Origin of the sequence: Paenibacillus sp. FSL F4-0125 (assembly GCF_038008565.1) — a bacterium.
In the GTDB taxonomy this organism is placed as follows: Bacteria; Bacillota; Bacilli; order Paenibacillales; family Paenibacillaceae; genus Paenibacillus_AQ.
The window spans coordinates 5,659,127-5,673,495 of sequence record NZ_JBBOZJ010000001.1 but is presented as its reverse complement, the minus strand read 5'-3'; the positions used below and the strand labels follow the sequence as shown (position 1 = coordinate 5,673,495).

Below are 14,369 nucleotides of genomic sequence, written 5' to 3'. Positions count from 1 at the left end.
AGAGTGCATTGTTTCAGGATATTACACTGGAAGAATTAAGAATGCTAAAAAATAAGAAGCAGATCACTGTGATCGACGTTCGATCTCCTTCTGAATATAAAGATTCGACATTACCGGATAGTCTGAACATTCCTTTTTTTGATGATGAGGAACGGGCTGAAGTAGGCACTTTGTATAAACAGACTAGTGTGCAGGCGGCGAAAGAACGCGGTTTGGAGATTGCTGCGGCGAAGCTGCCTACCTTTGTCAAAGAATTCGCAGCGATTCAAGGGGACAAAGCTGTATTCTGCTGGAGGGGAGGTATGCGCAGCCGCACAACTGCGACCGTACTTTCTTTAATGGATATTCACGCTTACCGACTGATTGGTGGCTATAAAGCTTACCGTAAATGGGTACTCGACGAACTGGAGTCCTATAAATTCAAGGCGAAGCCTTATGTGATTCACGGAAATACGGGTACAGGTAAAACAAACCTGCTGCACCGCCTGAAGGCACAAAGCTATCCTGTTCTGGATTTGGAAGGAATGGCGGGTCACCGCGGTTCTATCTTTGGCGAGATCGGACTTCGTGCAAATAATCAGAAAACGTTCGATAGTCTTCTTATGGAGGAATTAATTAAGCTTGGGGATTCTCCTTATGTACTGTTTGAAGCGGAGAGCAAAAAGATTGGGAAGGTCGTAATGCCCCCATTCATGGCCGAGCAGAAAGAGATCGGAACACAGATTTGGATTGAAATGCCATTGCAAGCCAGAGTTCAGCAAATCCTTGAAGATTATCGACCAGAAGAATATAAAGAGCAGTGCATTTCAGCATTTTGGAGTATTAAATCTCGAATACATATCCCTATTGCGGCAGAAATCGAGCGTTGCTTGCAAGCAGATTTGTTCGGAGAGGCTGTGGCGTTGCTGTTAGAATACTACTATGATCCTAAATACGATTATACTTCTACTCAGTATGAAGGGATTGAGAGAGTTACCTTTAAGGTGAACAACTTGGATGAAGCTGAGGCTGCGGTGCGCTCTTTTTTAAATAATCAGGAAGTATAGCTTTATGTATCTTAATGTATGAGGGTTTAGAGGAGGCTCAGCGTAACAAATGATCTATTTAGACTATAACGCTACAACACCTGTAGATAAGGAAGTCGCAGAGGCTATGATTCCGTATCTTTATGGTCATTTTGGCAATCCTTCAAGCAGTCATTCTTTGGGGCAAGAAGCTAAACTCGGAATCGAGCAAGCAAGAACGCAGGTGGCTAATTTCCTGAATTGCGTGCCGGGTGAGGTGCTTTTTACAAGCGGGGGCAGCGAATCGAATAATACCGTCATCAAGGGCGTCGCTCAAACGTATCGACATAAAGGCAATCATATGATTGTGTCTGCTGTGGAGCATCCTGCTGTCATTAAACCGTGTCAGTATCTGGAGCAGTTGGGCTATACGATTACTTATGTACCTGTTGACTCGTATGGAATGGTACAAGTAGACGATGTGAAAAAGCAGCTTACCGACCAAACCGTACTAGTCTCCATTATGCATTCTAACAATGAAACGGGAACGATCCAGCCGATCAAAGAAATAGCTGAGGCTTGCCACGAACGGGGTGTTCTTGTACATACCGATGCTTCGCAGTCCGCTGGAAAAGTAGTGCTCGATGTGGCTGAGCTAGGGGTGGATTTTCTAACGCTGGCAGGTCATAAATTGTATGCACCAAAAGGGATTGGAGCATTGTACATCCGAGAGGGCATTCATATCGAACCTTTAATTCACGGAGCGGGGCATGAAAATGGTAGACGAGCAGGTACGGAGAACACACCATATATTATTGGATTAGGAAAAGCCTGTGAGCTTGCTTCAGACTCCACCTCCAGAGCGCGTGTAAAAGAAGTTGCAGATTATTTCTATGACAGATTACAGGAGGCTTTTGGCGATAAGATTCACCTGAACGGTCATAGGGATAAGCGATTGCCTAACACGCTTAACGTTAGTTTTCTTGGAGTGGTGGGTCATGAAGTGATTGCTTCGCTAGAAGATGTGGCGGCCTCAACAGGCTCAGCTTGTCATTCTGGAGAAACATTGATCTCGCCTGTTCTAAAGGCAATGAATGTCTCAGCAAGTATTGGGCAGGGAGCGGTTCGTTTTAGTGTGGGACGGTATACGACTATAACAGAGATCGATGAGGTTATCGATAAGTTGAAAGAGTATTTGCTGTGAGTAGATTGTCAGAGATGGAGTAGCTGATGGCGGCCTAGTATGATTCCCGGGGAATAGACTTTTTATAGGACTCAGGCGCTCTTAGTTGCACAAAAAAGACGAAGTTGACCTCCTGTTTTGCTCAATAGCGTTTCTCCGGTCCGAAAGCTTAAGAAATTGCAATCGCATATTACAATAAAAGCATCTGTCACTCCTTTAGCAGGGAGGGCAGATGCTTTTATTTGTATTAGTATTAGTGATTATACAATAGTGAAGCCTGCACTTGCATAACCAGTGACTGTATTTACAAGGCTGAGTCCTGAAGCGGTGGCCGAAAAGACCATAAGAAGGCGAGTTTGCGCTGTTACAGGGAAATCAACACCGAATGTTGCTCCACTGACAAAAGTTCCTAGATTAACTGTGCCTGTGATAGATGGCAGTGGTACTATAGCCCCTGGAATAGGAGTAAATGTGTTATTTGGCAAGGTAGACTGGAATAATTGTGCTGTCACAGTTACCGTACTACCAATAAGTGATAAAGCTACGGTATTACTAAAGTAAGCGGCAACAGATGTTATGACTCCCGAACGAGGAACTGACATTGCAAAGTTGATAAGAGGTCCAAGAACTGTACCTGTCAGATCAATATTTCCACCAACAAGAGAAATACCTGTGGCTGAACTCCCGAAGCCTATAAGGCTTGTTGTTCCAACTAAACCGCCTAAAATTGTGGTCATAATAATAGGCCCACCGGATGCCAGCGGAATGATTGCACCCCCACCGGTTGCACCAGTAACGCCTGTAACTCCGGTAACACCCGTAGCTCCAGCAAGCCCGGCAGTACCCGTAGCGCCTGTCGGCCCAGCAAGCCCGGCAGTACCCGTAGCGCCTGTCGGCCCAGCAAGCCCGGCGGTACCGGTAGCACCTGTCGGCCCAGCAAGTCCGGCAGTACCTGTAGCACCTGTCGGCCCAGCAAGCCCAGCGGTACCCGTAGCGCCTGTCGGCCCAGCAAGCCCGGCAGTACCGGTAGCGCCTGTCGGCCCAGCAAGCCCGGCGGTACCGGTAGCGCCTGTCGGCCCAGCAAGCCCGGCGGTACCGGTAGCACCTGTCGGCCCAGCAAGTCCGGCAGTACCTGTAGCGCCTGTCGGCCCAGCAATCCCGGCAGTACCCGTAGCGCCTGTCGGCCCAGCAAGTCCGGCGGTACCCGTAGCGCCTGTCGGCCCAGCAAGCCCGGCGGTACCCGTAGCGCCTGTCGGCCCAGCAATCCCGGCGGTACCCGTAGCGCCTGTCGGCCCGGCAAGCCCGGCAGTACCCGTAGCGCCTGTCGGCCCAGCAATCCCGGCGGTACCTGTAGCACCTGTCGGTCCAGCAAGTCCGGCGGTACCCGTAGCGCCTGTCGGCCCAGCAAGCCCGGCAGTACCTGTAGCGCCTGTCGGCCCAGTTGCCCCTGCACCAGGTCCTGGAGGTCCCTGTATACCTTGCGCACCAGTCGCACCAGTCGCGCCTGTCCCACCAACACCATATTCCCCTTGAGGCCCTTGAGGTCCTTGCGGTCCTTGAGGTCCTTGAGGTCCTTGCGGTCCCTGAGGCCCTTGCGCTCCAGTCGCGCCTGTCGCTCCACCAGCAATCAGTAAATAATCTGATGAACTACCGGGGATTCCTTTGGGTCCAGCAACAGTAGCTATATAGGTGCTGCCATTAAAGGTTACAACTTGACCCGCTGGATATAACGGGCTTTGCGCGGGATTAAAGACTACAATACCTTGCAGCCCTGCACCAGTGGATCCCTTAGGTCCTTGAGGTCCTTGAGGCCCCTGCGGACCCTGTGGCCCAGTGGCACCTTTAACGGGGAGGCCAAGTGCTTGTGAAATAGAAGCCTGAATATGCCTGATTTGAATAACCAACTGATCTTTGCAATGAGGGTCAATCTTTGTGGCAAGAACAAAAGACAATAACTCAGCTAATAGTTGTTGAAGATTGGTACCCACGCTTACGACGGAGAAGGGACTGACCTCTGTAGATACAATGGTTATTTCTACTACAGAAAGAAGCTCCGTTCTAAAAGGGCTGCATATCTTAGCTTCATGCAAGAATTCCATGAGTTCTCTTAACACTCTTTGAAGATTAGTAATATGAAGTATTGTGGGATTCATAAGTGCGGGCGGTACCACTGTAGCGAGCTCAGTGACTATTTTTAATAGAGCAGTACACTCCCTTTTTCTCACAGGACTGCTTATTCTTCCTTGCTTGTTAAGGATAGCGTCACCTTTGAATGGTCTATGACTATGATCCGACATATTTCTGTATCTCCTCCTTGAGCTTCTCCTCTTCATTCCTTTAAAAATTGGGAATCTGCCCAATCAGCATATTCTGAGAAGCGGAAGTTGTTACAATCGTCGCGTTGAAAGTCAGTATTACCGGTGGCCTGCCTTATTGATAGAGTAGTTAAGTAGAAGTAGTCTCACCCTTCATAAGAGTTATATCTAAAGTAGTGTTGTAAATCAGCATTTAGTTCTATAAACGGGTATTAGAGCGACGGTATTCTATTGGCGTGATGCTGAAATTGCGCTTGAACATTCGATGAAGATAAGAACTGCTGGTGAAGCCAGTCATTTCAGCAATATCCGAAACGGATAGATCGCTGTCTGTCAGAAGGCGGCAGACTTCCTGCATCCGTACATCCATGATGACATCCACAATGGCTGTCATTGTTTGTTGCTTATAAAGGCGGCTGACATATATAGGTGACAGGTTAAGCTCATCAGCAATCTGGTTTAAGCTCAGGCCGGGATCCATGTAAGATTGATTAATTTTTTGATTAATCTGCCGGATCAGATCACTTTGCTTAGAGCTACGTTTATCGGCTTGTAATTCCTGAATATTATCGAAGAGGTTATAAAAAGCTTCTTCAAGCTCCTCCATCGTTTCGTAATTTTCAAGTGAAGGCATCTTGAGCATGTCATCCACTGTAGTAGCGCTGAGCTTTTTGATATTATCAAAGATTCTCTTAATGGTTAGAGTCACCCTAGAGAGTGTCAGTTCTAGCACATGATAGGGATATTGCTCCATTTCGCGCAAGATGCCGGAGAAATGGCTGCGTGCCTCATCCGTCCTACCACTGGTAAGCGCATCAACTAGCTTCTTCTCGCTATCTGCCGGATAAGAGTATAGGTTATACTGCAATTTGTTGATCTTCTCGGCGTTGATCAGGCATCCATGCCCATAAAACAGTCTATGTTTGGAAGCTTCTTTAGCCTGACTGTAGATTCGGTTTAGTAGCTCCGGATTATCACTAACGGGACTGTACACGAGCGACAGTCCGATTCTCAGATAATCGCAGCAAGCCACACGGATTTGTCGCAGCAGTACTTCGATCAACTCTGTATCCAGAGGTTCAGCGGACGTCATACTGCTTAGTAGCATAACTACACTATCGTCGTTCATATCGACGCTCTCTACTTGGTAAGTCTGACCGCATATTTCCGAGGCAATATTCATGATGGCAAATTTGTACGGAAGTAGATAAGAACCTCTCTCTTGTCGCAAGGTGGTATATTCGTCAATACGGAGTAGTACCAGCCGGTAACTCCCGTTTAAGCTGAAAGCAATACTTAACTGCTCCATATCACTTGGTCGGCTGTTATGAGGGGATCTAATACCGAGAACAAGATTACGTAAAGAATTCTGTCTAATCGTAAACATGCTGTTGCGCTTGTCAGCTTCCAGACTATTCATTCGGCTTACGATGGAATCAATAGGAAGGTAGAGGCGTTTGGAAAGTATTCTAGAGATGATAAGTCCTAATATTAGAATAATCAAAGAAATTAATATTGTTGTATTACGGATTTGGTTGGTTTGTTCTGTGATTACATCATAAGGAGTAATGCGAACATACTGCCAGCCAAGGGAATCAGGTGAAGTATAGGATACTAGTGATTTCTGATTTTTATATGGAGCGGTGAAATAGCCTGCAGAGCGGTCTTTCACTTGATGCTCTATCCAGATGCGCTCATCTGCCGAGAGTTTTTCCAATGTTAGCTTGTTCCCCGAAAGAAAACGATCTTGGTCATCTAGGAGGTAGGTATTGCCACTACCGGTTGTATTACTGTTAGCTAGCTCCTTATTTATCCAAGCTGCTGATATATTAACAATAACAGCAGAGTTAATGGTGCGGTCCCAATTGATTGCATCATAGCAGAGATAAGTATAGACGGAGATAGCTTCTGATTTGGGTTCACCGATGGAGTAGGTGCGCGGGATGGGAGTGAATGTTTTGTAATCCTGATAATGATTTAACATCTGTATGATTTCAGTGTCCTCTAATTCTCGTGTGGTGTACACACCGTTCTGCCCTTGCGCAGCGGAGATATATACCGTGTCGTTATTCGGATTATATACATAGATGGATTCAATGTACGGCATAGAATTCAGATAGTTACCGAGATCTGACATCGCAGCCGTAACCTCATAAATGGAGGGTTTGTTATAGAACAACAGGTGGGAAATCGTGCTAGTTCGATATAGCTGGAATGAAAGCGTTTGCGCCACTTCAGCCATGTTGACTACCTTCTTGCCGGTCTGAGTCAGATCTCTTAGATCCGAGCGGAAGGTCTGTGTTTTCTCGACCCCGATGTAGTATGTATAGTATACAAATGTAGAGACCAGAAGCGTTAACGATATACACAGTGTTATCGTTGTTAGCAGCTTGCCATACAGCAGTCTTTTTCTCCGTATATCATTATTCTTCATAGTCGCCCTCCCCTGAAATTCCTGCGGTTTATTAGACAATGCTCTGGATGAACTTTAGATAGGAAGTCCTCTTATTATAATTCCCCTAGAGTGAACAGAACAGTGGAGTAACCTTTAAATCCTGTAAATTACCTTTATAACCACTGTGAATAAAATAAGTATTTGTGCACATATCATCATTTTTTTCGGGATATTCTGCTGCGTCCCCCTATGTACACTGGCAATCCCTCGATTCATCGCTTCTCCATAAACATTCCAATTGTTCAATTGCAGCTTCTCCAGTTTGTGCAGGAAAGCTATGAAGCTTCACTTCTGTGTTCACAAGAATCGCCCTATAGTGGAATTATGAAGCTTCTACATTAAAGGGAGTGAGAGACCTTGAGCCAAACCTCATCCAAAGGAATCTCAACCGTCGAACTTGGCATCCAGGCCGATGGAAGAGCACGCTTACGAACGACAAGGAAGAAGAAGGGATTTATTTATGAACTGCTGCACAATCGGGTAATGTTTCTGATGCTGCTGCCCACCTTGATCTTTTTCTTGGTGAACTCCTATTTTCCAATGGTAGGTATTTATTATGCGTTCACTCAATTTGACTTCAACAGCAGTATGTTCAATTCCAAGTTTGTCGGGTTGCAGAATTTCGAGTTTCTCTGGCGATCCGGTACGCTGGTGAAGCTGACAATGAACACGATAGGTTATAACATTGCTTTTATTGTACTTGGTAATGTATTGGCGATTGCTTGTGCGATCCTCTTAAGTGAACTGAATGGGAAATGGTTTAAAAAGATTAGTCAATCGATAATGTTTCTGCCATACTTTGTATCCTTCGTCATTCTAAGTGTTATTGTCTACAACCTGTTCAATTATGACAGCGGTTTCTTGAATACAATGCTTACGCAGTTTGGACTCGATCCGGTGGATGTCTACAGTAAACCCTGGGCTTGGATCTTTCTAATTATTATCTTCTATCTATGGAAGAATCTTGGCTATAGCATGGTCATCTATCTAGCAGCGATTACAGGCATCAGTGATGAATATTATGAAGCGGCTAAGATTGATGGCGCTAATATTTTTCAGCGGATTTGGTATATTACAGTGCCGATGCTGAAATCAACCTTTGTGGTGCTGCTGCTCTTTGCGCTCGGAAGTATCATGAAGGGGCAGTTTGATCTGTTCTATCAATTAATAGGTAATAACGGGCTGCTCTACAATACGACAGATATTCTTGATACTTACGTATACCGTTCGCTTAAAGTAACCTTCGATGTGGGTATGGCGACAGCAGCCGGAGTCTATCAATCCTTGTTCGGCTTTGTCCTCATCATGACGGTTAACTATATTATCCGCAAAATAAACGATGACTACGCCCTGTTCTAGGAGGACAAGAAATGCAAATTCAAAAGGACAAATATACTCGGATGCTTCATGCCATCGCCTATGTGGTCATCCTTGGGCTGTCGGTTGCGTGCCTGCTGCCTTTTCTGCTGATTATATCTGCATCATTAACCAGCAATGAATCCATTATCCGGGACGGATATCATCTGATTCCCGGGCAATTCTCTCTTGAAGGCTACAAGACGGTCTTTATATTCCCGGATGAAGTGCTGCGTGCTTACACGGTCACCATTGTCACCACTGTAGTGGGAACGGCATTAGGACTCTTCTTCATGACGATGTCGGGTTACGTGCTGGCTCGCAAGGATTTTAAATACCGTAATACATTCTCCTTTTATATTTATTTTACAACCTTGTTTGGTGGAGGACTTGTTCCGTGGTACATCATGATTACTAAATATCTCGGTCTGTTGGATTCTTATGCTGTATTGGTGCTACCAGGCCTGATGACACCGTTCTTAATTATTTTAATGAAAAACTTCGTGAAATCAGCAGTCCCCGAGGAGTTGTTTGATTCCGGAAAAATGGACGGGGCCGGTGATTTCCGGATTTACTGGCAGATCGTGCTGAAGCTATCCATGCCGGGGATTGCTACAGTCGGCTTGTTCCTTGCTTTGTATTATTGGAATGACTGGTTCACCTCTTCCCTGTTTATCAACGATACCCATAAATATCAGCTACAGTTCTATCTGTACAATGTTATCAATTCGGCACAGTTTATTGCGCAGATGGGTGCTGGAACCGGGGTGTCATTGGCTACGGAAGTCCCTGCGGAATCTACCAAAATGGCCATGGCGATTGTTGTGACTGGGCCTATTCTATTTCTGTATCCATTCGTTCAGCGTTACTTCGTCAAGGGGTTGACCATCGGAGCTGTAAAAGGTTAGAACCGCAACTTGGTCCCTATGAGGATTAGGGGATAGTCGGCTAACATAGAATCATAGTGAAAAGGGAGGATTCAGATGAACAAACTACGGGGCAAAGGCAGCTCTATTCTGCTAACGTCAGTACTGAGCTTAGCTCTACTGGCGGGCTGTGGGGGAAACTCTAATTCCGCGAACAAGGAAAATGCAGCAGTAAAAGAGAGCAACAACGGGGGAAATACAGCTCAGAGTACCAACGCCGGGACAGAGGAGAAAACGGGGCTGGATACATCTAAGAAGGTTGAACTGCAATTTTATATGCTGGGTGATGCTCCGAAGGATCTTTCAAGTATTGAGTCGCAAATTAACAAGATGGCTGAAGAAGATCTGAATGCGACCGTTAAATTCAATTATACAACTTGGACAGACTGGGATCAGAAGTACAAATTGCTGCTATCTTCTGGTCAATCGATTGATTTGATATTCACTGCAGACTGGACACAGTATCAAGCTTACGCTAAAAAAGGGGCCTTTTTGGCTATAGATGATCTGCTGCCGAAGGCTGCTCCAGCCCTTCAGCAATTTGTACCGCAGGACATGTGGGAAGCCGTTAAGATTGATGGGAAGATCTACACTGTACCTGCGACTTATAAGGAGTATGTAACGAATGGTTTCGTATGGCGTGAGGATTTGCGCAAGAAATACAACCTGCCTCAGCCGACAGACTTGGCCAGTTATGAAGCATATATGGAAGGTATTAAGAAGAATGAACCGAAGATGTCGCCAGCATCCTTTAACAGTGATGTGAGGGGGAATCTGCATGATGTCTACACCACACTTAACGCGATGGTTGGAAGCCCGCTGCCTTACGGTATTGGAATCAAGTACAGCGATCCTGCGAAGGCTTATCTTTACTGGGGCTCGGAGGAACATAAAGAAGAACTGCTGACCATGAGACGCTGGCAGGAAAAAGGCTTAATCTCCAAAAATGTATTGAACGTGAAGGATACTATTCAGGCTCCGATTATTGCTGGAAAAGCAGCAAGTATTTTCGGAGATAACCCGACCCGCTTCAACGATACGTTGATGAAAGTTAAAGCGGCCCATCCAGATTGGGAGCTGGGTTACTACCCTTACGGTAAAACTATTGGTTACGCAACACCAGTGCATCCTATTCATAATGGGTTCGCGATTCCGAAGGGCAGCAAGAACCCGGAACGCGCACTAGCCTTCTATGAGAAGATGGTTTTGGATAAACGTTACAATCAGCTGACACAATACGGTGTTGAGGGGAAAAACTATAAGGTTGATGCAAACGGTTATTATGAGCTTATTGGAGACGCTTCTACGAACGGTTTCACTCGTGAAGGGATGAATGGCTGGGCATGGCGGAACCCGGAATTTATGATATTCGACAAATCCTATGATGGTGTGAAGGAAATCTTTGCTGATCTCGACAAGATTCAGAAACCGGATATCTTCACAGGCTTTGCAGAAGATTACACCTCTTATCAGGCTGAAAAAGCGGCATTGGAGCAGGTAGAGAAGCAATACCTGTATCCGCTGCAAGCCGGATTGGTAGAGGATGTTGATGCGGGTCTAGCTACCTTCATGGAGAAGGCTAAGCAGGCTGGTCTTGAGAAGATCCAGGCGGAATATATCAAGCAATGGGATGCTTACGCACAGGAGAAGGGTTTGTAAAACAGAAGAGTAAAGGATGTTCCTTAAGCCATGGAGGCGGGGGAACATCCTTTTTTTGTATTCTAGGAGACTACGAGAAGCGCTGGCGGAACTCCCGCGGAGTGGTCCCCTCAATGCGGACGAAGCTGGAGCTGAAGTAAGGGGCTTGATTGAAGCCGACTTCCTCAGCGATCCGGGCAATCGTATAACTGGTCTGCATCAGCAGTAGCTTACTCTGCTGAATCCGGTAGTGCAGCAGATAATCCATGGGTGCACAGCCATACTCCTTTTTCATGCAGCGAGCGATATATACCGGATGAAAGTTTAAGCTTTCTCCTAACTGCTGTGCAGTGATGTGTTCACGGAAATGACTTCGCAGATAGGAGGCAGCTTGCTCTGCACACAGTTTGGAGGGAGAGGGGCGCTCATGGCTCAGAGAGGCGGATAATTGCTGGAGAACCTCTTGGAACAGCAACTGCTGCTGAAATGGAGTATCGCTCAAATGGGAATTAGGCGCTAATTGATTCAGCTGCGAGAGCAGTTCTTCCATCTTGGATGGTTGCAGCAGCGTGGTATATTGAGGCAGCTGTAAGGTGAAAGTGCGTATATTAAATTCGTCAGAATGAAGAGGATGCTCCACTCTGGTGTGTTCTGTGTCTGGAGTTGCAGCTGTAGCCTCGGAAATATTCCATTCACCGACGGTCTGAAAATGAAGCCAATAATAAGAGGTGTACTCCTTACAGCTGTCCGTACTGAAATGATGGCTATCTGGACGAAGAAGCAGTGCCTGACCTGCGCGTACCTGAAAGGTGAGGCCTCCTTCATTCATATATAGGCAGCCCTGCTTGACTACAAGCAAGTCAAATACATTGATATTGTGGCGGCTCATGTGGTAATGCCCTGGTGAGAAGGTGTGCAATCCACTTACGATATAGTAGAGCATTGGCGGGACGGTAAAATTAAAAATGTTCATGGAGAAATCTCCTTTTATGAGGTTAGAATAATGTAATTTTTGGTTTGAAATCTGTACCATCACCAAAAGTATATCATCTATAATTTAGTCTGACCTAAAGAAAAGATATGCTGTTTCTCAGGTCCAGTATGCATGTTTGGTTTAAGGGGAGGTTTGTTTAGTGAAAAAAGAAAGACAGGGCTTTGGACTATGGGTATTGGCTTGGCCTATATTTATAGAGGTGTTTCTTCAGACCCTGCTAGGTACGGTGGATACGCTAATGGTCAGCCGTATTTCTGATGATGCAGTCGCCGTAGTCGGCATTTCCAATCAATTGTTCGGTGCGTTGACCACACTTTTTACCACCTTTGCGGGCGGGGCGGGTATCCTGATCGCGCAAAGAATGGGTTCAAAACGTTTCAGCGAAGCGCGTACAATCGCAATTATGGGCGTATCGGTTAGTCTCATCCTTGGTATTGTCGTGAGCATCATCTTGTTCTTCTATGCGGCTCCAATAGCAGGGATTCTAAATATATCGCCTGAGCTATTATCACTGTCTAATGTCTATATCGCGTATGTCGGCGGCGGACTATTTTTGGTGGGGATGATTGCATCCCTTGGTACAGCGATTCGAAATACAGGAAATACCAGAGGGCCAATGTACACAGGGATCATCATAAATGTCATCCATATTATTCTGAACTATATCTTTATATTCGGGATGTTCGGTCTGCCACAGCTAGGGCTTGCGGGAATTGCGATCTCAAGTATTATCAGTAGACTGGTCGGAGTGATCATGCTGTATACCATGTTTAGAGGTTCCTTCCAGATTAAGATAAGACTTAGAGATTTCCGTATATTCAACGGCAAGCTATTCAAGGAAATTATAAAGATTGCTTGGCCACTTGGAATTAATTCTTCCTGCTGGGTGTTCTCTCAGCTCATTGTATATTCCTTTCTAGCCGCACTTGGAGCTGAAGCGTTAGCAGCACGGACTTATCTTAACACCTTAGAGTCCTTTTGCTTCACGTTAGGATATGCAATCGCGCTAGCCGGACAGATACAGATCGCGCATTTGTTCGGGGCAGGCAAATTGAAAGAGGCTTACCGTAGTGCGTATCGCACACTGTATATCGGGTTAGCCATTGTAACAGCGAACATGTTATTGCTATTTCTTTTCGGAAGGAATCTGCTAGGTTATTTCACTTCCGACCCGCGGATTATTGCTATTGGGATTTCCCTGCTGGCTCTAAATCTCTTACTGCAGCCTTGCAAAATGTTGAATATGGCCATGGGTAATGCATTGAACGCCATCGGTGATACCCGATATACGATGTATACTTCTATCGTTTCTATGTCCATTATTGGAGTGGGGTGTTCCTACTGGTTTGGCATTAGCTTAGGCTGGGGGCTCACAGGGATCTACTGCTGTATGATTGCTGATGAATTTGTACGGGGGATGCTTGTTCTTATGCGCTGGAAAGGGAGAAAGGTTCTCCGTCAGGCGGATATTTTAAAGAGCGAAGAGAATGCCTCTATTCACAGCGGAAGTAAAAGAAGAGCCTTTCTTAGCATTTAAGGAGTAAATAGAATACAGGCAGCGATTTGTCCGTGCTTTTTTGGAGAAAGAGGTGATTCCATGAGTAGAGCTTATTACTTTGAGATCACCTCTTTTTTTCGCGAATAAATAGATGTTCATTCATATTAAGTTTGATTCGAACGGATAAATGAGTTAGCCTTTAGAGCATGGGTAGCTGTTTTATAAATACATACTACTGAAGGGTTTGAGGAAAATGCCGTTAAAATGGAGAGGCTTGACGATCCTAGCACTGCTCTTAATGATGATACTAATATCGGGATGCTCTAATGGTACCGTTCACGTTACGGTGAATAAGAATCAAAGCGTAGATTTAGCAATGAACGTGAAATTGGATTCCCGTACAGAAGCGTTGATCAGCGATAAAATGGAGAAGAGTCTGACAGATAAATTGAAGGAGGACGGGATTCAGTTAGAAAAACGACAAGAAGGTAAGTCTACAGTCTATGAAATTCAGAAAAATTACCCTTCATTTGAGGATATAGGTTCAACCTCTATGGGGCTGGATATTGTGGATCTACGGCTCGTTACTAAAAAGAATTTGTTATATACCACGTATGATGTTGAGGCACAGCCCCAATTTAATAGCTATATGGATACCATCATGGATAATATGGGGACGTTGAGTTTATCGAAGCCGATTATTCGGGCGGTGCTGAAGAACTTGGCATTTGATTTTAAATTAACGTTGCCAATAGATCTAGTTGGTGATAATAATGCAACGGTTGATGAAGGCAGAACACTTACCTGGAATGTTACGCTGGGGGATACGGAGCCGATCAAAATGCAGATTTATGTGCCGAATGTATGGAATATAGTGATCATGTTAATCATCCTAGTGGTGGTGATCATTGCTGCAATTCTATTTTTCGTCAGAAAAAGAAAACACCGTAAAGTAAATCGTGCTTAAGTGGTTCGAGATATGTATTGAAAGTGCCGGGAA

The 14,369-nt window shown here is 45.3% G+C and carries 10 protein-coding genes; 7 read left to right on the top strand and 3 right to left on the bottom strand.

The features are described 5' to 3' along the window. Nucleotides 1–8: 8 nt before the first annotated feature. A complete protein-coding gene (mnmH, locus tag NST74_RS25145) occupies nt 9–1,046 on the top strand; it encodes a tRNA 2-selenouridine(34) synthase MnmH (protein WP_341115058.1) in 1,038 nt (345 codons plus the stop codon). 49 nt (nt 1,047–1,095) lie between these two features. Beyond that, nucleotides 1,096–2,208: a cysteine desulfurase family protein gene (locus NST74_RS25140; RefSeq protein WP_341115057.1), complete on the top strand. Its 1,113-nt coding sequence runs from the start codon at nt 1,096–1,098 to the stop codon at nt 2,206–2,208. Between the two features lie 239 nt (nt 2,209–2,447). Here NST74_RS25140 and NST74_RS25135 read toward each other — a convergent pair whose 3' ends face one another. Further along, entirely contained in the window at nt 2,448–4,484 is a 2,037-nt protein-coding gene (locus NST74_RS25135; RefSeq protein WP_341115055.1) for an exosporium glycoprotein BclB-related protein, read from the bottom strand. A gap of 217 nt (nt 4,485–4,701) precedes the next feature. Further along, on the bottom strand, nt 4,702–6,936 hold the full coding sequence (locus NST74_RS25130; RefSeq protein ID WP_341115054.1) for an AraC family transcriptional regulator: 2,235 nt from the start codon (nt 6,934–6,936) through the stop codon (nt 4,702–4,704). Nucleotides 6,937–7,440: 504 nt separating this feature from the next. On the opposite strand from NST74_RS25130, the gene NST74_RS25125 reads away from it, so the two are divergent. From NST74_RS25125 to NST74_RS25115, 3 genes are all read left to right on the top strand, one after another. Next, nucleotides 7,441–8,316 carry an ABC transporter permease gene (locus tag NST74_RS25125; RefSeq protein ID WP_139328631.1) on the top strand — a complete coding sequence of 292 codons (876 nt, stop codon included), beginning with the start codon at nt 7,441–7,443 and terminating at the stop codon, nt 8,314–8,316. A gap of 11 nt (nt 8,317–8,327) precedes the next feature. Continuing rightward, on the top strand, nt 8,328–9,221 hold the full coding sequence (locus NST74_RS25120) for a carbohydrate ABC transporter permease (protein ID WP_076121232.1): 894 nt from the start codon (nt 8,328–8,330) through the stop codon (nt 9,219–9,221). A 69-nt stretch (nt 9,222–9,290) separates the two neighbouring features. Further along, on the top strand, nt 9,291–10,898 hold the full coding sequence (locus NST74_RS25115; RefSeq protein ID WP_445668214.1) for an extracellular solute-binding protein: 1,608 nt from the start codon (nt 9,291–9,293) through the stop codon (nt 10,896–10,898). Nucleotides 10,899–10,968: 70 nt separating this feature from the next. Here NST74_RS25115 and NST74_RS25110 read toward each other — a convergent pair whose 3' ends face one another. Beyond that, a complete protein-coding gene (locus NST74_RS25110) occupies nt 10,969–11,850 on the bottom strand; it encodes a helix-turn-helix transcriptional regulator (protein ID WP_341115049.1) in 882 nt (293 codons plus the stop codon). 160 nt (nt 11,851–12,010) lie between these two features. Between NST74_RS25110 and NST74_RS25105 the strand changes: the two genes are divergently transcribed. After that, entirely contained in the window at nt 12,011–13,408 is a 1,398-nt protein-coding gene (locus NST74_RS25105) for an MATE family efflux transporter (protein ID WP_341115048.1), read from the top strand. 214 nt (nt 13,409–13,622) lie between these two features. Then, complete coding sequence (locus NST74_RS25100) at nt 13,623–14,336, top strand: hypothetical protein (protein ID WP_341115045.1); 714 nt, start codon at nt 13,623–13,625, stop codon at nt 14,334–14,336. Nucleotides 14,337–14,369: the final 33 nt, after the last annotated feature.

Bases quoted from the DNA above. Each gene is read 5' to 3' on its own strand.
- NST74_RS25140 (WP_341115057.1), top strand. From the start codon at position 1,096: ATGATCTATTTAGACTATAACGCTACAACACCTGTAGATAAGGAAGTC.
- NST74_RS25130 (WP_341115054.1), bottom strand. From the start codon at position 6,936: ATGAAGAATAATGATATACGGAGAAAAAGACTGCTGTATGGCAAGCTG.
- NST74_RS25120 (WP_076121232.1), top strand. From the start codon at position 8,328: ATGCAAATTCAAAAGGACAAATATACTCGGATGCTTCATGCCATCGCC.
- NST74_RS25110 (WP_341115049.1), bottom strand. From the start codon at position 11,850: ATGAACATTTTTAATTTTACCGTCCCGCCAATGCTCTACTATATCGTA.
- NST74_RS25125 (WP_139328631.1), top strand. From the start codon at position 7,441: ATGTTTCTGATGCTGCTGCCCACCTTGATCTTTTTCTTGGTGAACTCC.
- NST74_RS25100 (WP_341115045.1), top strand. From the start codon at position 13,623: ATGCCGTTAAAATGGAGAGGCTTGACGATCCTAGCACTGCTCTTAATG.
- NST74_RS25135 (WP_341115055.1), bottom strand. From the start codon at position 4,484: ATGTCGGATCATAGTCATAGACCATTCAAAGGTGACGCTATCCTTAAC.